Source organism: Burkholderia sp. LS-044, from assembly GCF_004803625.1.
GTDB lineage: Bacteria > Pseudomonadota > Gammaproteobacteria > Burkholderiales > Burkholderiaceae > Burkholderia > Burkholderia cepacia.
The window spans coordinates 110,556-130,325 of the sequence record NZ_SSWO01000017.1; the positions used below are offsets into that span (position 1 = coordinate 110,556).

General features: G+C 66.1%; 18 protein-coding genes. 10 read left to right on the forward strand and 8 right to left on the reverse strand.

The window, feature by feature from the left end; translation table 11 throughout:
- Positions 1-2 precede the first annotated feature (2 nt).
- From aroE to mpl, 4 genes are all read right to left on the reverse strand, one after another.
- Positions 3-869, reverse strand: a complete 867-nt coding sequence (gene aroE / locus E9536_RS32860) for a shikimate dehydrogenase (RefSeq protein ID WP_027788422.1) — start codon at positions 867-869, stop codon at positions 3-5.
- Positions 866-2,962, reverse strand: coding sequence for an RNB domain-containing ribonuclease (locus tag E9536_RS32865; RefSeq protein WP_027788423.1), 2,097 nt, complete (start codon positions 2,960-2,962; stop codon positions 866-868). Before E9536_RS32865 ends, aroE begins: the two co-directional genes overlap by 4 nt.
- An 80-nt stretch (positions 2,963-3,042) precedes the next feature.
- On the reverse strand, positions 3,043-3,612 hold the full coding sequence (locus tag E9536_RS32870; RefSeq protein ID WP_021161885.1) for a YqiA/YcfP family alpha/beta fold hydrolase: 570 nt from the start codon (positions 3,610-3,612) through the stop codon (positions 3,043-3,045).
- Positions 3,609-5,198 (reverse strand): UDP-N-acetylmuramate:L-alanyl-gamma-D-glutamyl-meso-diaminopimelate ligase, encoded by a 1,590-nt coding sequence (mpl, locus tag E9536_RS32875; RefSeq protein ID WP_224052407.1) that lies wholly within the window; start codon positions 5,196-5,198, stop codon positions 3,609-3,611. Before mpl ends, E9536_RS32870 begins: the two co-directional genes overlap by 4 nt.
- A 42-nt stretch (positions 5,199-5,240) precedes the next feature.
- On the opposite strand from mpl, the gene E9536_RS32880 reads away from it, so the two are divergent.
- The 10 genes from E9536_RS32880 (at position 5,241) to E9536_RS32925 (ending at position 13,477) form a co-directional block, all read left to right on the forward strand.
- Positions 5,241-5,885 (forward strand): hypothetical protein, encoded by a 645-nt coding sequence (locus tag E9536_RS32880; RefSeq protein WP_027788425.1) that lies wholly within the window; start codon positions 5,241-5,243, stop codon positions 5,883-5,885.
- A 7-nt stretch (positions 5,886-5,892) separates the two neighbouring features.
- Positions 5,893-6,444, forward strand: coding sequence for a TlpA disulfide reductase family protein (locus tag E9536_RS32885; RefSeq protein WP_021161888.1), 552 nt, complete (start codon positions 5,893-5,895; stop codon positions 6,442-6,444).
- Between the two features lie 194 nt (positions 6,445-6,638).
- Entirely contained in the window at positions 6,639-7,091 is a 453-nt protein-coding gene (gene aroQ / locus E9536_RS32890) for a type II 3-dehydroquinate dehydratase (protein WP_011350880.1), read from the forward strand.
- A 66-nt stretch (positions 7,092-7,157) separates the two neighbouring features.
- Positions 7,158-7,631: an acetyl-CoA carboxylase biotin carboxyl carrier protein gene (gene accB / locus E9536_RS32895; protein WP_021161889.1), complete on the forward strand. Its 474-nt coding sequence runs from the start codon at positions 7,158-7,160 to the stop codon at positions 7,629-7,631.
- An 84-nt stretch (positions 7,632-7,715) separates the two neighbouring features.
- Positions 7,716-9,083, forward strand: a complete 1,368-nt coding sequence (gene accC / locus E9536_RS32900; protein ID WP_021161890.1) for an acetyl-CoA carboxylase biotin carboxylase subunit — start codon at positions 7,716-7,718, stop codon at positions 9,081-9,083.
- Positions 9,084-9,085: 2 nt separating this feature from the next.
- Entirely contained in the window at positions 9,086-9,988 is a 903-nt protein-coding gene (prmA, locus tag E9536_RS32905) for a 50S ribosomal protein L11 methyltransferase (protein WP_021161891.1), read from the forward strand.
- 45 nt (positions 9,989-10,033) lie between these two features.
- Complete coding sequence (locus E9536_RS32910; protein WP_136472177.1) at positions 10,034-11,383, forward strand: zinc-ribbon and DUF3426 domain-containing protein; 1,350 nt, start codon at positions 10,034-10,036, stop codon at positions 11,381-11,383.
- Positions 11,384-11,456: 73 nt separating this feature from the next.
- The gene (gene tpx / locus E9536_RS32915) at positions 11,457-11,960 is read left to right on the forward strand and encodes a thiol peroxidase (RefSeq protein WP_060085796.1); all 504 of its coding nucleotides are present in this window, start codon (positions 11,457-11,459) and stop codon (positions 11,958-11,960) included.
- 85 nt (positions 11,961-12,045) lie between these two features.
- Entirely contained in the window at positions 12,046-12,984 is a 939-nt protein-coding gene (locus E9536_RS32920; protein WP_059697874.1) for a carbohydrate kinase family protein, read from the forward strand.
- A 19-nt stretch (positions 12,985-13,003) separates the two neighbouring features.
- Complete coding sequence (locus E9536_RS32925; RefSeq protein WP_021161893.1) at positions 13,004-13,477, forward strand: glycine zipper 2TM domain-containing protein; 474 nt, start codon at positions 13,004-13,006, stop codon at positions 13,475-13,477.
- Between the two features lie 243 nt (positions 13,478-13,720).
- Here the strand turns inward: E9536_RS32925 and E9536_RS32930 are convergent, their stop codons facing one another.
- From E9536_RS32930 to E9536_RS32950, 4 genes are all read right to left on the reverse strand, one after another.
- Complete coding sequence (locus tag E9536_RS32930) at positions 13,721-14,389, reverse strand: histone H1-like DNA-binding protein (protein WP_021161894.1); 669 nt, start codon at positions 14,387-14,389, stop codon at positions 13,721-13,723.
- Positions 14,390-14,417: 28 nt separating this feature from the next.
- Positions 14,418-14,744, reverse strand: coding sequence for a hypothetical protein (locus E9536_RS32935; RefSeq protein WP_080982133.1), 327 nt, complete (start codon positions 14,742-14,744; stop codon positions 14,418-14,420).
- Between the two features lie 83 nt (positions 14,745-14,827).
- Entirely contained in the window at positions 14,828-16,039 is a 1,212-nt protein-coding gene (locus E9536_RS32940) for a ribonucleotide-diphosphate reductase subunit beta (RefSeq protein WP_014898151.1), read from the reverse strand.
- Positions 16,040-16,404: 365 nt separating this feature from the next.
- Positions 16,405-19,398, reverse strand: coding sequence for a ribonucleoside-diphosphate reductase subunit alpha (locus tag E9536_RS32950; RefSeq protein WP_136472179.1), 2,994 nt, complete (start codon positions 19,396-19,398; stop codon positions 16,405-16,407).
- Positions 19,399-19,770 lie beyond the last annotated feature (372 nt).

Consider the following 19,770-nt stretch of genomic DNA (forward strand, 5'->3'; position numbering starts at 1 on the left):
GTTCAGCTCGCCGCGAGCGCCTGGCGCAGCGCGGCCAGCACCGGTGCGCCGTCCGGACGCACGCCGCGCCAGATGAAGAACGATTCGGCCGCCTGCTCGACGAGCATCCCGAGCCCGTCGGCGGTGCGCGCGCCGAGCGACGCCGCATGCTGCATGAACACCGTCGGCTGCGCGCCGTACATCATGTCGTACGCGAGCGTGCCCGCGCCGAACGCGGCCGCGTCGCACTCCGGCAGCGCGGCATCGAGGCTGCCGGCCGTCGCGTTGATCACCACGTCATATGGCTCCGCGCGCACGACGTCCGGGCCGCCGCCCGCGAGCGTGCAGCCCGCATCGTGGGCGGCCTGCATGAACTGGCCGACGAGCGCCTCGGCCTTGCTCGCGGTGCGGTTCACGATCGTGATCGACAGCGGCGCGCGGTCGAGCAGCGGCAGCACGACACCGCGCGCCGCGCCGCCCGCGCCGAGCAGCAGGATGCGCGCGCCCGCCAGCGACACGCCGAGATTCGCTTCGATGTCGCGCACGAGGCCGACGCCGTCGGTGTTGTCGCCATGGATACGGCCGTCGGCGTCGATGCGCAGCGTATTCACCGCGCCCGCCGCCGCCGCGCGCGGCGACAGCGTGTCGGCAAGCGCATGCGCCTCGAGCTTGAACGGCACCGTCACGTTCGCGCCGCGACCGCCTTCGGCGACGAATGCCCGCACGGCCGCGTCGAACCCGTCGACCGGCGCGAGCCGGTGCGTGTATTCGACCGGCTCGCCCGTCTGCGCGGCGAACTGCGCGTGGATGAACGGCGACTTGCTGTGCGCCACCGGGTTGCCGAACACGACATAGCGGTCGGCGCCGCTCGTCGACGCAGCTGCGGTCATGATGCGCGCCCCTCTTCTTCGGCGTTGCCGCCCGTGGCTTCGCCGCCTTCACCACCTTCGCCGGCTGCCGCGCCGTCCGCCTCCGCCAGCGCTTCCGCCTCGGTTTCGGCCGTCGCGTCTTCGGCGTCGATCAGCGTGTCGTCGCCGCCTTCGGCGTCATCCTCTTCGTCGGCCGCGTCGCCGCTCGTCACGGTCGGCGCATCGAGCACGTTCAGCAACCGCACCGATGCCTCGATCGTCAGCTCGTCGAGCGACATCACGTCGAGCAGCACGCGCGTGCCGCGGGCATGCACGCCGAGCCCCGGCACATGCAGCAGCAGCGGAATTTCCTCGAGGCGCACGAGATCGCCCTTCACCACGCTCGCGACGACCTGCTTCTTCTGCTCCTGCGCGAGCCAGCGCAGGCACCAGAAGTACTCCATCCGGCGCTGGTAGTCGGCGTAGGCCGTATACGTGTCGTCGAAGCCCTGCACGACCGCGTACAGGTCGGCGTCCTTTGGCTTGAACGGTGCGGCGAGCTTCGCGGTGACGCCGTGCTGCACGCACGCGAGCAGCTGCCACTGGTTCACGAGGTCGACGTAGCGGCGCAGCGGCGACGTGCTCCAGGCATACTGCGCGACGCCGAGACCTTCGTGCGGCGCGGCCGTCGTCTGCATCCGCGTGCGCTTCGGGCCCGGTGCGCCGAAGCCGCGCTGCGAGCGGTAGATGCCCGGCACCGTGTGATCGTGCAGGAACGCACCCCACGTCGAGTTCGCGAGGATCGCGAGCTCCGACACGATCAGGTCGAGCGGCGAGCCGCGGCGGCGCGGCGTGATCGTCACGTGCTCGCCTTCGACGTAGAAGTTGTAGTCGGTGTTGCGCTGCACCTCGCGCTTCAGGCCGTAACCCGCGCGCGCGACCTGGCGCTTCTCGAACAGCGCCTGCGCGAGCGGCCACAGCACGGCGATGTCGTCCTTGTGCGGGTAGTCGCCGGTGCCGGCCGCGAGCGTCTCTTCGTTGACGAGCTCGTCGAGGTTGTTGTGCCGCAGGTTGTTCTTCACGAACACGAGCTCGGCGCGCGTCTCGTTCGCGACGATCTCCTGCGTTTCGCGGTTGACGATGATGTACAGCGACAGTGCCGGGCGGTAGTCGCCCTCTTTCAGCGTGAACACGTCGACGACGTCGTCCGGCAGCATCGTGATCTTGTCGCCCGGCATGTAGACGGTCGACAGGCGCGTGCGCGCGATCGCGTCGATCGCGTCGCCGCGCACGATGCCGAGCGCCGGCGCCGCGATGTGCACACCGATGCGCACGCGGCCGTCGGAGAGATGCTCGACCGAGAATGCGTCGTCGATTTCGGTCGTCGTGATGTCGTCGATCGAGAACGCCTCGACGTCCGCGCGCGGCAGGTCGTCCGGCAGCGGGCCGACCGTGACGGCCGGGAAGCCCGTGCCGTGCGGGAAGAACTCCGCGAGGAAGCGCGCCTCGTGCAGCGCGCGCGGCGACGCGATGCCGCCGCAGTCGAGCATCAGCCGCGCCGGCGACACGCCGCGCGCACCGGCCGCCGCCTCCATCGCCTTGTATTCGATCGCGTTCTTGTCCGGCCGCGTCAGCAGCCCGAGCACCTTGCCCGCGAACGCTTCCGGCAGCTTGCCGGCCTTCAGTTCCTCTTCATACTGCGCCTGGACGAGCGCCTGCTGGCGCTTGCGCTCGAGCGACGCGAGCGCCATCTTGAGCTGCTCTTCCGGCGCGCGCTGGTACTGGCCGCGCCCCTTGCGGCGGAAGTAGACGGGCGAGCCGTGCAGTCGCAACACCAGCGCCGCACGCTCCACCGGGCCGTACGTCGCGCCGAAGTATTCCGCGGCCAGCGCCGTATACGCGAACTCGTCGGTCGGCGCGCATTCCCACAGGAAATCCAGGTCGATCTGCTGCGCGGCCGTGTCGGCTTCCTGCATCAGTTCGCCCGCGGCCGGCTTGTCGAATTCGATCAGCACGTCTTTCGCGCGCACCTTGGCCCGCCGCCCACCGGGCAACTCGACCTGAAATGCGTCGCCCTGGCGCGACAGCACGCTGCCCGCCTTGAAACTGCCCGATTCCTCGAAGAAAACGTTCACTCAGTACTCTCGTTCAGACTGCCGGGCGCCGCGTCCGCGGCGCCGCATGATGATGGGAATTCGATCGGCACATGGCCGGATTAAGACGTCTTTCCGTCGCAAAACGCGAGAACGTCGTCGACATAGTCGGCAAATTCGCTGATCCCGTGATCGCTGCCTTCGATCACGCGCGTCTTCGCGCCCGGGTAGTGCGCGAGCATCTCGCGGTAATCGAGCACTTCGTCACCGGTCGCCGCGAACAGATAGTAGCGTTCGGCACGCGTGATTGCCGGCACGCGCAGCGCGTCGAGTTCATGCAGGTGATGGCGCTCGACGACGATCGTGCCGCCGCCGTGCCACAGCGGCTGTTCGCCCAGGTGCTGCTCGAGATCGCGCTGCGGCACGATGGCCGGATTCAGCAGCACGGCCTTCCAGCCGTGTTTTTCGGCCAGCCAGGTCGCGTAATAGCCGCCGAGCGAGCTGCCGATGACGGTCACGTCGCGCGCGCCCGCCACCTCGGCTTCCGCGACCGCGATCGCTTCGAGCGGCGACACCGACAGCGACGGGCACCGCCACTCGCCGCTGCGGCCGAGCTCGGCCATGCGCGCGGCGAGCTGGCGCGACTTCTGCGATTCCGGCGACGACCGGAAGCCGTGCAGATACAGGATCACGAGCGGCTCCCGAGCGCATCGAGCAGCTTCTGATGAACGCCGCCGAAGCCGCCGTTGCTCATCACGAGCACGTGGTCGCCCGGGCGGGCGGCTGCGACGACGGACTTCACCAGCAGGTGCAGGTCGTCGAACGCGTGCGCGCGGTCGCCGAGCGGCGCCAGCGCCTCGGCCAGATTCCAGCCGAGCGCGTCGCGCCCGGCCGGCGCGCCGTAACCGAACACGAGATCGGCGTCGGCCAGGCTCGCCGGCAATTGCGACTTCATCACGCCGAGCTTCATCGTGTTCGAGCGCGGCTCGAGCACGGCGAGAATGCGGGAATTCTGGCGGCCGATGCGTGCACGAAGGCCGGCGATCGTGGTTTCGATCGCAGTCGGATGGTGCGCGAAGTCGTCGTAGACGGTCACGCCGTCCACGCTGCCGCGCACTTCCATGCGGCGCTTCACGTTGCGGAACGACGCGAGGGACGCGGCGGCCTGCGCGGGCGGCACGCCGACGTGGCGCGCGGCCGCGATCGCCGCGAGCGCGTTCATCCGGTTGTGATCGCCCTGCACCTGCCATGCGACTTCGCCGACGCGTTCCGCGTGCGAATACACCGCGAAACGCTCGTCGACCGGCACGCCGTCCTCGGCCGGCAGCGCCTGCCAGCCGCCGTCGACGCCGAACCGCTCGACCTCGCTCCAGCAGCCGCGCGCCAGCACACGCTCGAGCGCGTCGGAACGGCCGTTCGTGACGATCCTGCCGACACCGGGCACGGTACGCACGAGATGGTGGAATTGCGTCTCGATCGCGGCGAGATCGGGGAAGATGTCGGCGTGATCGAACTCAAGGTTGTTCAGCACCGCGGTGCGCGGCCGGTAGTGGACGAACTTCGAGCGCTTGTCGAAGAACGCCGTATCGTATTCGTCGGCCTCGATCACGAAGAAGCTCGAATCGGTGAGCCGCGCCGACACGCCGAAGTTCAGCGGCACACCGCCGATCAGGAAGCCCGGGTTCAGACCGGAGTCTTCCAGCAGCCACGCGAGCATCGACGACGTGGTCGTCTTGCCGTGCGTGCCTGCGACCGCGAGCACCCACTTGCCGGCCAGCACGTGCTCGCCGAGCCATTGCGGGCCGGATACATAAGGCAGGCCGCGATCGAGGATCGCCTCCATCAGCGGATTGCCGCGCGTGACGACGTTGCCGATCACGAACAGATCCGGTTTCAGGTCGATCTGCTCGGCGCCGTAGCCCTCGATCAGCGTGATGCCCTGCGCCTCGAGCTGCGTGCTCATCGGCGGATAGACGCCCGCGTCGCAACCCGTCACCGTGTGGCCCGCCTCGCGCGCGAGTACGGCGAGACCGCCCATGAAGGTGCCGCAGATGCCAAGAATGTGGATGTGCATAGATGAATGCTTTCGCGCCGCCGGGCGCCGTCGATTCGGAAAAGATGTGTGTGCGGCGCGCCGGACGGGCCGCGCGGCCGGCGCCCGGCCAACGGCTTTTGCCGCGACACAAAGAGCACTATTGTAACTGACGGCCTGCCGTGCCCGGCGGCCCGAACGATGCGCGCGAGCGGCGCCGGCACGCCGGGCGGCAGGCCGCCGCACCCGCGCTCGGGCGCCGCGGCGATCGAGTATGATTGCCGGATCATGTCTCGCAAACCTCTTGTCGACCCGCGGCGCCTCCGCGAGGAAATTGCCCAGTCCGCCGCCCGCCTGATCGCGGAGGACGGCCTCGACTATGCCGGCGCAAAACGCAAGGCCGCGCGCCAGTTGCTGGGCGACTCGCGCGTTGCAGGCGAATGGCTGCCGGATAACGACCAGATCGAGGAAGAACTGCGCGAGTACCTCGCGCTGTTCCAGAGCGACACGCAGCCGGACGAACTGCGCCGCCTGCGCGAAGTCGCGCTCGACTGGATGCGCCGGCTCGCCGAGTTCCATCCTTATGTGACGGGTGCCGTGCTGAACGGCACCGCGAACGCGCATTCGGATATCCATTTGCAGGCATTCACCGACAACCCGAAGGACGTCGCGATCTACCTGCTGAACCAGAACGTTCAGTACGACGTGTCCGAGACGCGGCATTTCGCGGGCCGCGCCGACGTCGAGACGCTCAGTTTCCTGTGGCGCCCGCGGCGCGACGTGGATGCGATCGGCATCCATCTCGCGCTCTATGCGAGCGACGACCTGCGCGGCGCGGTCAAGGCCGACGCGCGCGGCCGGGTCGCCCGTGCGGATGCCGCCGCGCTGCGCGCGCTCGTCGAAGCAGGCAAGGCCCCTTCCGAACCGGAATGATTCAACGATGATGATGAAACGCATGTTGGCGCTCGCGGTCGTCGCGGCCGCCGCCGTTGCCGGCGGGCTCGCCGCCGGCCATTGGTTCCGCGGCACCGCCGATGACGGGGTCGCCGTCGCCGCGCCCGCCGCACAGGGCAGCCCGGTCGAACAGTTGTGGGCGGCCTCCCTGACGGGTGTCGACGGCAAGCCGGCCACGCTGTCCGCCTTCAAGGGCCAGAAGGTCGTCGTCAATTTCTGGGCGTCATGGTGCGGCCCGTGCGTCGAGGAGATGCCGGAGCTCGTCGCGCTGTCGCACCAATACAAACAGAAGGGCATCCGTTTCATCGGGATCGGCGTCGATTCCGAACAGAACGTGAAGAACTTTCTGCAGAAGGTGAAGGTCGACTATCCCGTCTTCGTCAGCGGCTATGCGGGCGCCGATCTGGCCCGCAATTTCGGAAATACCGCCGGCGCGTTGCCGTTTACGGTCGTCATCGACCAAACCGGCAAGATTCGCGAGACAAAATTGGGACAAATCCAGCCGGCCGAGCTGAAAAAGACGCTCGACGCGCTGTAACCTGTCCGAACGGCAGCCCGGACGTTGTCGGCGATTTGCCCGTCGATCGCCGCAATTTCGCGTGAATTCGCCGATACTTTGCATGCGCGCCGGTAATTCTTGCAGGTCCCGCGCGCTCGGCCGTTCGGCAAAACTAGACAAATTTCTCTAAATAGCGCTAAAGTTCGCGCAATTCCGCAGAAATAGAAGCGACCATGACACGATTGCTGGTGCTGCACGGCCCCAACCTGAACCTTCTCGGCACCCGGGAACCGGAGGTGTACGGCCGCGTGACGCTCGCACAGATCGATCAGGCGCTTGCCGCGCGCGCCCGGGAAGCCGGCGCCGAACTGTCGTCGTTCCAGAGCAACCATGAAGGCGCGCTGGTCGACCGCATCCAGGCCGCGCGGGAGGAACAGACCGATTTCATCCTGATCAATCCGGCCGCGTATACGCACACGAGCGTCGCGATCCGGGACGCGATCGCCGGCGTTGGCATCCCGTTCGTCGAGGTTCACCTGTCGAACGTGCATCGCCGCGAAGCGTTCAGGCACCACTCCTACTTTTCCGACCAGGCCGAAGGCGTGATCTGCGGGCTCGGCTGGAAAGGTTATCTGTACGCGCTCGAGTACGCGCTGGACAAGCTGCAAGGCACGTCGCGCGGCTGAATTCGCGATCTAGATTCAGCGCCGGCCCCTAACCGGCGCTTTCACGTATTGAAAGGGGAATTCCCGATGGATCTTCGTAAGCTGAAAACTCTGATCGACCTCGTTTCCGAATCCGGCATCTCCGAGCTGGAAGTGACGGAAGGCGAAGGCAAGGTGCGCATCGTCAAGAACGCGCCGCCGGTCTACGTGCAGCCGACGGCTGGGTATGCCCCGCAAGTCAGCGCGCCCGCTCCGTCGGTCGCGCTGCCGACCGAAGGCGCTGCCGCGCCGGCCGCTGGCGGCGCTGCCGCACCGGCTGCCCCGCAGGGCCACGTCGTGACGTCGCCGATGGTCGGCACGTTCTATCGCGCGCCGTCGCCGGGCGCGGACCCGTTCGTCCAGGTGGGCGACACGGTCAAGGAAGGCCAGACGATCTGCATCATCGAAGCGATGAAGCTGCTCAACGAGATCGAGTCGGACAAGGCCGGCGTGATCAAGGAAATCCTCGTCGAGAACGGCCAGGCCGTCGAATACGGCCAGCCGCTTTTCGTGATCGGCTAAGTCCGCCGCGCGGCCTGCGGGCCGCGCTCCGCCGATGCTCGCCAGGCGCCGTTCGCGCGCCCCTCGAAGAGACGAATACTCGCTATGTTTGAAAAAATCCTCATTGCCAACCGCGGTGAAATCGCGCTGCGCATCCAGCGTGCGTGCCGCGAGCTCGGCGTCAAGACGGTGGTCGTCTACTCGGAAGCCGACAAGGAAGCCAAGTACGTGCGCCTCGCGGACGAAGCCGTCTGTATCGGCCCGGCCCCGTCGAACCTGAGCTACCTGAACATGCCGGCGCTGATCAGCGCCGCGGAAGTCACCGACGCCGAAGCGATCCACCCCGGCTACGGCTTCCTGTCGGAGAACGCCGATTTCGCGGAACGCGTCGAGCAGTCGGGCTTCACGTTCATCGGCCCGCGCCCGGAAACGATCCGCATGATGGGTGACAAGGTCACCGCGAAGCAGACGATGATCAAGACCGGCGTGCCGTGCGTGCCGGGCTCGGAAGGCGCGTTGCCGGACGATCCGAAAGAGATCGTCAAGATTGCGCGCGCGATCGGCTATCCGGTCATCATCAAGGCGGCGGGCGGCGGTGGCGGGCGCGGGATGCGCGTCGTGCACACCGAGGCCGCGCTCGTCAACGCGGTCAACATGACCCGCGAGGAAGCCGGCCGTGCGTTCGGCAACCCGCAGGTGTACATGGAGAAGTTCCTCGAGAACCCGCGCCACATCGAAATCCAGGTGCTGTCCGATGCGTACAAGAACGCGATCTGGCTCGGCGAACGCGATTGCTCGATGCAGCGCCGCCACCAGAAGGTGATCGAGGAAGCGCCGGCGCCCGGCATTCCGCGCCGCCTGATCGACCGCATCGGCGACCGCTGCGCGGACGCCTGCAAGAAGATGGGCTATCTCGGCGCGGGCACGTTCGAATTCCTGTACGAAAACGGCGAGTTCTACTTCATCGAGATGAACACGCGCGTGCAGGTCGAGCATCCGGTTTCGGAGCTGATCACGGGCGTCGACATCGTGCAGGAACAGATCCGCATCGCGGCCGGCGAGAAGCTCACGCTGCGCCAGCGCGACATCCAGTTCCGCGGACATGCGATCGAGTGCCGGATCAACGCCGAAGATCCGTTCAAGTTCACGCCGTCGCCGGGCCGGATCACGTCGTGGCATACGCCGGGCGGCCCCGGCGTGCGCGTCGATTCGCACGCCTACAATGGCTATTTCGTGCCGCCGAACTATGATTCGATGATCGGCAAGCTGATCACCTACGGCGCGACGCGCGAGCAGGCGATCAGCCGGATGCGCATCGCGCTGTCCGAAATGGTCGTCGAAGGCATCCAGACCAACATCCCGCTGCACCGCGAGCTGATGATCGATTCGAAGTTCGTCGAAGGCGGCACCAGCATCCACTACCTCGAAAACCGGCTCGCCCAGAAGCAGCAGGTCGCACCGGAAGAAGCGTAAGCATGAGCTATCGCGAACTCGTCGTCGAACTGGCCCGTGAGCACGCGGAGGCACTGTCCGACGCGCTGCTCGAACTCGGCGCGCTGTCGGTGTCCGTGGAAGACGCCGACGCCGACACGCCCGACGAACAGCCGCTCTTCGGCGAGCCGGGCCTCGTGCCCGACCGCACCGCGTGGCAGCATTCGCGCGTGGTCGCGCTGCTCGCGGCCGAGCATGAGCCGGCCGTGCTGCTCGCCGCGGCTGCCAACGAGATCGGCATCGCTGAAACGCCGACGTTCGTCGTCCGCGAAGTCGAGGAACAGGACTGGGTGCGACTCACGCAATCGCAGTTCGAGCCGATCCCGATCGGCGAGCGGATCTGGGTCGTGCCGTCGTGGCACGATGCGCCCGATCCCGATGCACTCGTCCTCGAACTCGATCCGGGCCTCGCGTTCGGCACCGGCAGCCACCCGACCACGCGTCTGTGCATGGAATGGCTCGAGCAGTCGGTGAAACCCGGCCAATCGGTGCTCGACTACGGTTGCGGCTCTGGCATTCTCGCGATCCTCGCGAAGAAATGCGGGGCGAACCCCGTCATCGGCATCGACATCGATCCGCAAGCCGTCGAATCGGCACGGCAGAACAGCGAACGCAACCGTGCGGAAGTCACGTACGGGCTGCCGGATGCGTGCCCGGACGGCGAATTCGACATCGTCGTCGCGAACATCCTGTCGAATCCGCTGAAGCTGATGGCGTCGATGCTCGCATCGAAGGTCAAGCCGGGCGGGCGCATCGCGCTGTCGGGCGTGCTCGCGCGCCAGGCGGACGAAGTCGCGGCCGTCTACGCGCGCTACGTCGACATCTCGGTCTGGCGTGAACACGAAGGTTGGGTATGCCTCGCCGGAACCCGGCGCGAAAGCCATTAGAATAGCGCTGTCCTTCACTCTGGCCAGCAGGCCGCCCGGCTCGACATGCTTCTTGCGACGCGCTGCCCTCATTGCGAAACCGTCTTCCGGCTGCAGCAGGAACAGCTCTCGCTGCATCAAGGGCTCGTGCGCTGCGGGCATTGCCACGAAGTCTTCAACGCATCCGAGTCGCTCGTTCCCGAGCACGCGCAGCAGCCCGAGCCGGCCCTGACCGAACCGGCTGCCGCGCCGGACGAAGGCAACGCGCACCATCCGGCCCCGCCGGCCCGGCTGTTCACTACCGATGCGCCGGCCGGGGCATCTTCCGACACCGATTACAAGCCGGAAGGCTGGGACATGTGGGCGCCGTGGCTCGACGCCGGCGTCGACCCGTCGCTGCAACACAACGTGCAGACCGTGCGCACCGAGCCGCTGATTCCGCTCGCCCTTCCGTCCACCGACGCCGGCGTCGTTCACTTGTCGGGTGCGCCCGCGCCGTTCGCCCCCTCCCCGGCCGAGCTGGACACTTCCGCTGCCGTCGCGCAACCAGCCGAATCGCTGCAGACGCAAACGCCGCGGGATACCGAACCATCGGCCGCGCCCGTCGAGCGCGACCCGCGTGAGCCACGCTTCGTCGCACACCGTCCGTCGGACGCAGATACCGCTCACGATGCCGCCGAACCCGTTGGCACCGCACACTTCGCCGTGCCGGACGACGAACGCGCGCCGCGCGAACCGCGTTTTGCATTTGCACCGGCACCGGCCATCGCAACAGCCGGATCCGAACCCGACACCGGTACCGGCGCAAAGGCACCGCACGAAGAGAAGCCAGCCGCGGCCGCCAGCGCGCCGGCCGCACCGTTCCCCGCTGCGCTGACCGACGACGATCGTCCTCACTTCGCCGTCACGCGCGAGACGCGCGCCCCGCAGCGGCGCGGAATGCTCGGCGGCTTTTTCGGCGGCCTCGTCGCCGCCGTGCTGGCCGTGCTGCTCGTCGCGCAACTCGCGTGGTGGCAACGCGAAACGCTGATGATCCACTGGCCGGTCACGCAGGGCTGGTTCCGGCAGGCCTGCGCGCCGCTCGGCTGCACGGTCGCGCCGCCGCGCGCGATCGACGGCCTGCGGCTCGACGCGACCGACCTGCGCCAGCTCGACGGCCCGCGCGAGCTCGAGCTGAAGGTACCGCTGACGAACCGCTACCGCGTCGCGCTCGCCTACCCGTCGCTCGAACTGACGCTGCTGGACGACACCAACCACGTGACCGTGCGCCGCGTACTCGCACCGCGCGACTACGTGCGCCCGGGCACGCCGATCGACGCCGGGTTGCCGCCCGGCACGACGCAGACGATGGTCGTCCGCCTCGAAACGAACGGCACGCCCGCCTCGAATTTCCGCGTCCAGATCTTCTATCCGTGACGCACCGCGGCGCGCGCATGCGCGCCCGTCTCAACCCGCGCGCCCGAGCGGCGCGCTCATTCGGAGCACGAACATGAGCAAAGTTACGCTGGGTGGCAACCCGATCGATCTCGCCGGCACGTTCCCGGCCGTCGGCGCGCAAGGCGCCGATTTCAAGCTGGTCGGCAAGGATCTCGCCGACCTGTCGCTCGCCAGCTTCGCCGGCAAGCGCAAGGTGCTGAACATCGTACCGAGCCTCGACACGCCGACCTGCGCGACGTCGACCCGCAAGTTCAACGAAGCCGCATCGTCGCTCGACAACACGGTTGTCGTCGTCGTGTCGGCCGACCTGCCGTTCGCCGCGACGCGCTTCTGCACGACCGAAGGCCTCGAGAACGTCGTGACGGCTTCGACGTTCCGCACCGGCCGCGCATTCGCGAACGCATACGGCGTCGACGTGACGAGCGGCCCGCTGAACGGCCTGACCGCCCGTGCGGTCGTCGTGCTCGACGCGCAGGACAAGGTGATCCACGCGGAACTCGTCAGCGAAATCAAGGACGAGCCGAACTACGATGCAGCGCTCGCCGCACTGAAGTAAGCTTTCTTCCGCTTTCCCCTGCCGCGCCGCGCCTTTCGCGCGGCGTTGTCGCGCAGGGTCCCTCATTTCTACAGGAACGCACACCTTGGCTACGTTGATTTGCGGCTCGATCGCCTACGACTCCATCATGACCTTCGAAGGGCGGTTCCGCGAGCACATCCTGCCCGACCAGGTGCACCTCATCAACCTGAGCTTCCTGGTGCCGACGATGCGCCGCGAATTCGGCGGCTGCGCGGGCAACATCGCGTACGCGCTGCACCTGCTCGGCGGCGATGCACGCATGATGGGAACGGTGGGCGCGCTCGACGCGCAGCCGTATCTCGACCGGCTCGACCAGCTCGGCCTGCGCCGCGACCACGTTCGCGTGCTGCCCGATACCTATACGGCGCAGGCGATGATCACGACCGATCTCGACAACAACCAGATCGCGGCGTTCCACCCGGGCGCGATGATGCAGTCGCACCTGAACCACGCGGGCGACGCGCCGGACATCAAGCTCGCGATCGTCGGCCCTGACGGCTTCGACGGGATGGTGCAGCACGTGGAAGAGCTCGCCAAGGCCGGTGTGCCGTTCGTGTTCGATCCGGGCCAGGGCCTGCCGCTGTTCGACGGTGCGACGCTGCGCCGCAGCATTGAACTTGCGACCTATGTAGCGGTCAACGACTACGAGGCCAAGCTGGTGAGCGACAAGACGGGATGGTCCGAAGATGAAATCGCCAGCCGGGTCGACGCCCTCGTCATTACGCGTGGCGAGCACGGCGCGACCATCCGCCATAAGCAGGGTGCGGAGCAGATTCCGGTCGTACCGGCCGAGCACGTCGCCGATCCGACCGGCTGCGGCGACGCCTTCCGGGGCGGCCTGCTGTACGGCATCGAGCATGGCCTCGACTGGGCAACCACGGGCCGCCTCGCGAGCCTGATGGGCTCGATCAAGATCGCCCACCAGGGGCCCCAGACTTACGTACTGACGCGCGCCGAGATCGACGCGCGCTTCGAGACTGCATTCGGTTACAGTCTCAAATGAATATTGTGGGAGAGCAAAGATGTTGACGAAAAAGACCCTCACGCTCGCGGCCATGCTGACGGCCTCGCTGACGCTCACCGGTTGCTTCACCGCGCCGGGCTCGGCGGATGTCTATAGCGTCGGCCAGGCGCAACGCGAACAGACGGTTCGCATGGGCACGGTCGAAAGCGTCCGTGCAGTGCGCATCCAGTCCGACGGCGGCGGCAGTGCGATCGGCACGCTCGGCGGCGGCGCACTCGGTGCGGTGGCAGGCAGCGCGATCGGCGGCGGCAAGGGATCGATCCTGACCGCGATCGCGGGCGGTCTCGTCGGTGCGGTCGCGGGCAACGCGGTCGGCGAAAACCTCAGCACGGCGAACGGTGTCGAAATCACCGTGCGCCTCGACAACGGCGATCTGCGCTCGATCACGCAGGCAGCAAGCGGCGAAGCGTTCCGCGCCGGCGAACGGGTGCGACTGCTGTCGAGCGGCGGCGTCACGCGCGTCACGCACTAACAGGTACCTCAGCTCGCGGCGCAAGCCGCGGTCGAACGCATGTGCGAAGCTGCACATGCGTTTTTTTTCGTCCGTACTCGCCGCGGCCCGCATACGGGCAGCCGGCACACAGGCTCCCAGGCACATCGACAAACACGGACGAAAAAAATCCCGCCACCTGAGCCAGATGGCGGGACTGATTGAGTAGCGCTACTCAACCCACGGACACCATGTGAGTGTCCGGGTGGTACGGGTCAGCCTCGATTACGGACGGCTGCCGGTCGGGAACGGCCATGCCGCTGCCGGGTTGAGCGCGGTCTTCACGCCCGATGCCGGCGCAACCGATGCGGTCGACGCGGTCGTTGCCGGCGCAGCCTTCTTCACGACGGCCTTCTTCGGAGCTGCAGCCTTCTTGGCCGGTGCAGCAGCCTTCTTCGCCGGAGCAGCGGCCTTCTTCGCAGGAGCAGCGGCAGCCTTCTTCGCAGCAGGCGCAGCCTTCTTCGCGGCAGCCTTCTTCGCAGGCGCGGCCTTCTTGGCAGCAGCCTTCTTAGCAGGCGCGGCCTTCTTCGCAGCAGCCTTCTTCGCCGGTGCGGCCTTCTTCGCAGCAGCCTTCTTCGCCGGTGCTGCCTTCTTCGCAGCAACCTTCTTCACTGCGACTTTCTTGGCTGCAACCTTCTTCGCTGCGGCCTTCTTCGCCGGTGCTGCCTTCTTCGCAGCAACCTTCTTCACCGCGACCTTCTTGGCTGCAACCTTCTTCGCTGCGGCCTTCTTCGCCGGTGCTGCCTTCTTCGCGGCAACCTTCTTCACCGCGACCTTCTTCGCAGCAACCTTCTTCACTGCAGCAGCCTTCTTCGCCGGAGCAGCAGCCTTCTTCGCAACGGTCTTCTTGGCAGCAACTTTCTTAGCAGCCGGTTTCTTCTTGGCGGTAGCCATGTTGTTCTCCTTCAGGTTCAGATGAGAGTCAGTTCAAACTACACCCTTCGTCAAAACCCGCTTCCCGCGGACGCTGTTCAGGACGTGCGCTTCGAAGCGGGCTATTCATCGGCGTACGCGGATACCACGCGCTTACGCTAATGAATACGGTATGGCGCGCGTGACCACCCGGCCTCGCGCGCCAAATCAAGTCGGTAGCCGGCGCACCTCGCGCCGCTACCCCTAATCGCTTGATCAAGCGGACCGCCACACGGCCGTCCGCTTTTTCCGGAGGGAAGTTTGCCCATCCCACTGAAGGGTTCGCAAAGTGCCTGTCGTGTCGTTGGGCCGTTAAGGCACCGGGCATGCTTTGCATCAGGCGTTCTTGCTCCTAAACCTTGGGCCGGGGCCGAGAGGCCACCGGCTGCTCACATCATGTGACGGGTTCGCTGCTGCGGGTTATTCCCAGGACAGCGCACCGCCCGTCTGATACTCGATCACACGCGTCTCGAAGAAGTTGCGTTCCTTCTTCAGGTCGATCATCTCGCTCATCCACGGGAACGGGTTTTCCTCGTTCGGGTACAGCGGATCGAGGCCGATCTGCTGGCAACGGCGGTTGCTGATGAAGCGCAGGTAGCTCTTGAACATCGACGCGTTCAAACCCAGCACGCCGCGCGGCATCGTGTCTTCGGCGTAGCGGTATTCGAGTTCGACAGCCTGCTTGAACAGCTCGCGGATCTCGGCGCGGAATTCCGCGGTCCAGAGATGCGGGTTCTCGAGCTTGATCTGGTTGATCAGGTCGATGCCGAAATTGCAGTGCATCGACTCGTCGCGCAGGATGTACTGATATTGCTCTGCAGCACCCGTCATCTTGTTCTGGCGGCCGAGCGCGAGGATCTGCGTGAACCCGACATAGAAGAACAGGCCTTCCATGATGCAGGCGAACACGATCAGCGACTTCAGCAGCTTCTGGTCCGCTTCGAGCGTACCGGTCTTGAAGGCCGGATCCGTCAGCGTGTGGATGAACGGGATCAGGAATTCGTCCTTCGCGCGGATCGACGTGACCTCGTGGTACGCGTTGAAGATCTCGCCTTCGTCGAGACCGAGCGATTCGACAATGTATTGGTACGCGTGCGTGTGGATCGCTTCCTCGAACGCCTGGCGCAGCAGGAACTGCCGGCACTCGGGCGCCGTGATGTGGCGGTACGTGCCGAGCACGATGTTGTTCGCCGCGAGCGAATCGGCCGTCACGAAGAAGCCGAGGTTGCGCTTCACGATGCGGCGCTCGTCCTCGGTCAGACCGTTCGGGTCCTTCCACAGTGCGATGTCGCGGGACATGTTGATTTCCTGCGGCATCCAGTGGTTCGCGCAACCGGCCAGATACTTTTCCCACGCCCACTTGTACTTGAACGGCACCAGCTGATTCACGTCAGTCTGGCCGTTGATGATGCGCTTGTCGGCGACATTGACCCGCGCTTCCGAACCGCCGGCGGGAACAGCCGATGCTTGCGGTGGCACCGCAAGATCGCCTTCGAAAATGTCACGGACCTGATGGGCGGCAGGCGTTGCAGCCTGCATTCCGACAGCCATCCCGGCGGAGGTGCGCATTGCGTTTTGCTGCGCTCCGCTCGCGGGGGTTACGGCAGTCTTCTCGTCATCCCAGTTGAGCATAAATTCTCACCATCAATTTAGAACGGTTTGTACCATCTTTTCCTGAGCGATAAAAGGGTTCGCTCACGAAAAATCCTTTTTTCGATTCGCGTTGCGACCTCGATACAACACTTTGAGCAACGCATCGTCATTCATGCAGCGCGCGATGTGAGTCGCGCGTGTATCGCGAGGTGCGCTCGACGCATCGAACGCTGATCGAAACACGACGTCGTCGGGGATGTTTCGATCGCTTGTCACTGCCTGCAACGCAGGTGCCGCGTTACAGATTCCTTATCATTTTTTTAGTTGAGAGCGGCGCACACTTCAACCTCGATCGGTCGTCGTGTGCGCCGCCCTTGCCTGCTTCTCAGGTCAGGCGCACTGCGTTACTGGCACGCTTCGCATTCGTCGAAGCCAGGATCGCCCGGACGCATCGTGCACACCGGACCATCCGCCTCGACCGGCGCAAGCGCCGGCGCTGCGTTGACCGCGCCCGACGACGCATCGCCGCCCGCCGCACCAAAGCCGCCCGCTGCGCCTTGCGCGCCGCCGCTGCTCGAGCCGCCGCTCGTCGGCACTGCGTTCAGTGCGCCGTGCGCGACCGTCGATTTCTCGACGTGCGTCGCCGCCATCGTGCGGAGGTAGTAGGTCGTCTTCAGGCCGCGCAACCATGCGAGCTTGTAGACCTCGTCGAGCTTCTTGCCCGACGCGCCGCCCATGTAGATGTTCAGCGACTGCGCCTGGTCGATCCACTTCTGGCGACGCGATGCCGCTTCGACCAGCCACGTCGGGTCGACTTCGAACGCGGTCGCGTAGATCGCGCGCAGGTCGGCCGGGATGCGGTCGATGCGCGACAGCATGCCGTCGAAGTACTTCAGGTCGGCGACCATCACTTCGTCCCACAGGCCGCGTTCCTTCAGGTCGCGGACGAGGTACTCGTTGACCACCGTGAATTCGCCCGACAGGTTCGACTTCACGTACAGGTTCTGGAAGGTCGGCTCGATACAGGCCGACACGCCGATGATGTTCGAGATCGTCGCCGTCGGCGCGATCGCGACGCAGTTCGAGTTGCGCATGCCGTGTGCGGCGATCCGCGAACGCAGCGACGTCCAGTCGAGCGACTCCGACGTGTCGACCTCGACGTAGCCGCCGCGCGCTTCCGTCAGCAGCTTCAGCGTGTCCTGCGGGAGGATGCCGCGATCCCACAGCGAGCCGCGGTAGCTCGAGTAGCGGCCGCGCTCTTCGGCCAGCTCGGTCGACGCGTAGTACGCGTAGTAGCAGACCGCTTCCATCGAACGATCGGCGAACTCGACCGCCGCTTCCGACGCGTACGGCGTGCGCAGCAGGTGCAGGCAGTCCTGGAAGCCCATGATGCCCATGCCGACCGGACGGTGCTTCAGGTTCGAGTTACGCGCCTTCGGCACCGCGTAGTAGTTGATGTCGATGACGTTGTCGAGCATGCGCATCGCGACGCTGATCGTGCGCTTCAGCTTCTCGTGGTCGAGCGCGTAGCTGCCGTCGGCCTGCTTCACCAGGTGGGCGACGAGGTTCACCGAGCCGAGGTTGCACACCGCGATTTCGGTGTCGCTCGTGTTCAGCGTGATTTCCGTGCACAGGTTCGACGAGTGGACGACGCCGACGTGCTGCTGCGGCGAGCGCACGTTGCACGGATCCTTGAACGTGATCCACGGGTGGCCCGTCTCGAACAGCATGCCGAGCATCTTGCGCCAGAGTTGCTGCGCCGGGATCTTCTTGAACAGCTTGATCTCGCCGCGCGCGACCTTCTCTTCGTAAGCCGTGTAAGCCTTCTCGAAATCGGCGCCGAACTTGTCGTGCAGGTCCGGGCAGGTCGACGGCGAGAACAGCGTCCAGTCGGCGCCTTCCATCACGCGCTTCATGAACAGGTCGGGAATCCAGTTCGCCGTGTTCATGTCGTGCGTACGGCGGCGGTCGTCGCCGGTGTTCTTGCGCAGCTCGAGGAATTCCTCGATGTCGAGGTGCCACGATTCGAGGTACGCGCAGACCGCGCCCTTGCGCTTGCCGCCCTGGTTCACCGCGACGGCCGTGTCGTTCACGACCTTCAGGAACGGGACCACGCCTTGCGACTTGCCGTTCGTGCCCTTGATATGCGAGCCGAGCGCACGCACGCGCGTCCAGTCGTTGCCGAGGCCGCCGGCGAACTTCGACAGCAGTGCGTTTTCCTTCAGCGCTTCATAGATGCCGTCGAGATCGTCCGCGACCGTCGTCAGGTAGCACGACGACAGCTGCGAGCGGTGCGTACCCGAGTTGAACAGCGTCGGCGTCGAGCTCATGAAGTCGAAGCTCGACAGCACGTTGTAGAACTCGATCGCACGCGTCTCGCGGTCGATCTCGTTCAGCGACAGGCCCATCGCGACGCGCATGAAGAATGCCTGCGGCATTTCGATGCGGGTGCCGTCGACGTGCAGGAAGTAACGGTCGTACAGCGTCTGCAGGCCGAGGTAGCCGAACTGCAGGTCGCGGTTCGCGTCGAGGGCTTCGCCGAGGCGCTTCAGGTCGAACTGCAGCAGCTTGTCGTCGAGCAGGCCGGCGTCGACGCCGCGCTTCAGGAACTGCGGGAAGTATTCCGCGTAACGGGCCGGCATCTCGGCCTGGACGACTTCCTCGCCGAGGATCTCGCGACGGATCGTGTGCAGCAGGATGCGGGCCGTGACCTGGCTGTATGCCGGGTCCTTCTCGATCATCGTGCGCGCTGCGAGGATCGCCGAGTCGTAGACCTGGCTCATCGGCACGCCGTCGTACAGGTTCTTCACCGTTTCGGCGACGATCGGGTCAGGGTTAACCGCAGCGCCGAGGCCGTCGCATGCCGACACGATCAGCGCGCGCAGCGCGTGCAGGTCGAGCGGACGCGTGACGCCGTTGTCGACGACGTTGATGCCGGTGCTCGACTCGCCGCCCGCTGCCGCTGCTTCCTCGCCCGCATGCTGGCGCTCGAGGTGACGCTTCTCGCGATACAGCACGTACGCACGCGCGACGTTGTGCTCGCCGCCGCGCATCAGCGCGAGTTCGACCTGGTCCTGGATGTCTTCGATATGGAACGTACCGCCGTTCGGGCGGCTGCGTACGAGCGCGCGCACGACGTTGTGCGTCAGCTGTTCGACCTGCTCGCGCACGCGCGCCGATGCCGCGCCCTGCCCGCCATTGACGGCCAGGAAAGCCTTGGTCACCGCGATCGCGATCTTCGAAGGTTCGAACGATACGACGCTGCCGTTGCGGCGGATCACCTTGTAGTCGGCGAACGTGGCCTGCGGCGCGAGCGCCTTCGCGCCCTGTTCGGTCCCGCCGAGCGGACGGCTCGAGGCGCTCTCGTACTGGGACGTCGCGTTGTCGGTGGTTTGCATGTGCAAAGCTCCTGGTGTTGGATGGTGCGGAGAGAACCGCGGATTAAAACGAACGCTGCGCAACGCGGTGCGCGAGCGGTAAGAGGCGAGCGATGCGCCGGGGAAGCCGGTTCGGTCGATGCGCGACAACCGAGCCGGTCGTGTGCTTCGTCATGTATACCCTGCCCCGTCGAAGTTCGCTGCGCTGATCGCGACGCCCGGACCGCCCGGCCTGACGCGCCGCCCTGAGAACCCTGTCCGCCAGCGTTGGCCGCCGGCCGGTGCCGCTCGGGTTTCCCCTGCGACACACACTATATCTAGTGCAGAACTGCTCAACTGGCACCAAGTATAGTGGACATTCGGAGGACGTCCAAACGGATAATTTACGATGGA

Bases quoted from the DNA above. Each gene is read 5' to 3' on its own strand.
- aroE (WP_027788422.1), bottom strand. From the start codon at position 869: ATGACCGCAGCTGCGTCGACGAGCGGCGCCGACCGCTATGTCGTGTTC.
- E9536_RS32880 (WP_027788425.1), top strand. From the start codon at position 5,241: ATGTCTCGCAAACCTCTTGTCGACCCGCGGCGCCTCCGCGAGGAAATT.
- E9536_RS32885 (WP_021161888.1), top strand. From the start codon at position 5,893: ATGATGATGAAACGCATGTTGGCGCTCGCGGTCGTCGCGGCCGCCGCC.
- aroQ (WP_011350880.1), top strand. From the start codon at position 6,639: ATGACACGATTGCTGGTGCTGCACGGCCCCAACCTGAACCTTCTCGGC.
- accB (WP_021161889.1), top strand. From the start codon at position 7,158: ATGGATCTTCGTAAGCTGAAAACTCTGATCGACCTCGTTTCCGAATCC.
- accC (WP_021161890.1), top strand. From the start codon at position 7,716: ATGTTTGAAAAAATCCTCATTGCCAACCGCGGTGAAATCGCGCTGCGC.
- prmA (WP_021161891.1), top strand. From the start codon at position 9,086: ATGAGCTATCGCGAACTCGTCGTCGAACTGGCCCGTGAGCACGCGGAG.
- E9536_RS32910 (WP_136472177.1), top strand. From the start codon at position 10,034: ATGCTTCTTGCGACGCGCTGCCCTCATTGCGAAACCGTCTTCCGGCTG.
- tpx (WP_060085796.1), top strand. From the start codon at position 11,457: ATGAGCAAAGTTACGCTGGGTGGCAACCCGATCGATCTCGCCGGCACG.
- E9536_RS32925 (WP_021161893.1), top strand. From the start codon at position 13,004: ATGTTGACGAAAAAGACCCTCACGCTCGCGGCCATGCTGACGGCCTCG.
- E9536_RS32930 (WP_021161894.1), bottom strand. From the start codon at position 14,389: ATGGCTACCGCCAAGAAGAAACCGGCTGCTAAGAAAGTTGCTGCCAAG.
- E9536_RS32935 (WP_080982133.1), bottom strand. From the start codon at position 14,744: ATGCAAAGCATGCCCGGTGCCTTAACGGCCCAACGACACGACAGGCAC.
- E9536_RS32940 (WP_014898151.1), bottom strand. From the start codon at position 16,039: ATGCTCAACTGGGATGACGAGAAGACTGCCGTAACCCCCGCGAGCGGA.
- E9536_RS32950 (WP_136472179.1), bottom strand. From the start codon at position 19,398: ATGCAAACCACCGACAACGCGACGTCCCAGTACGAGAGCGCCTCGAGC.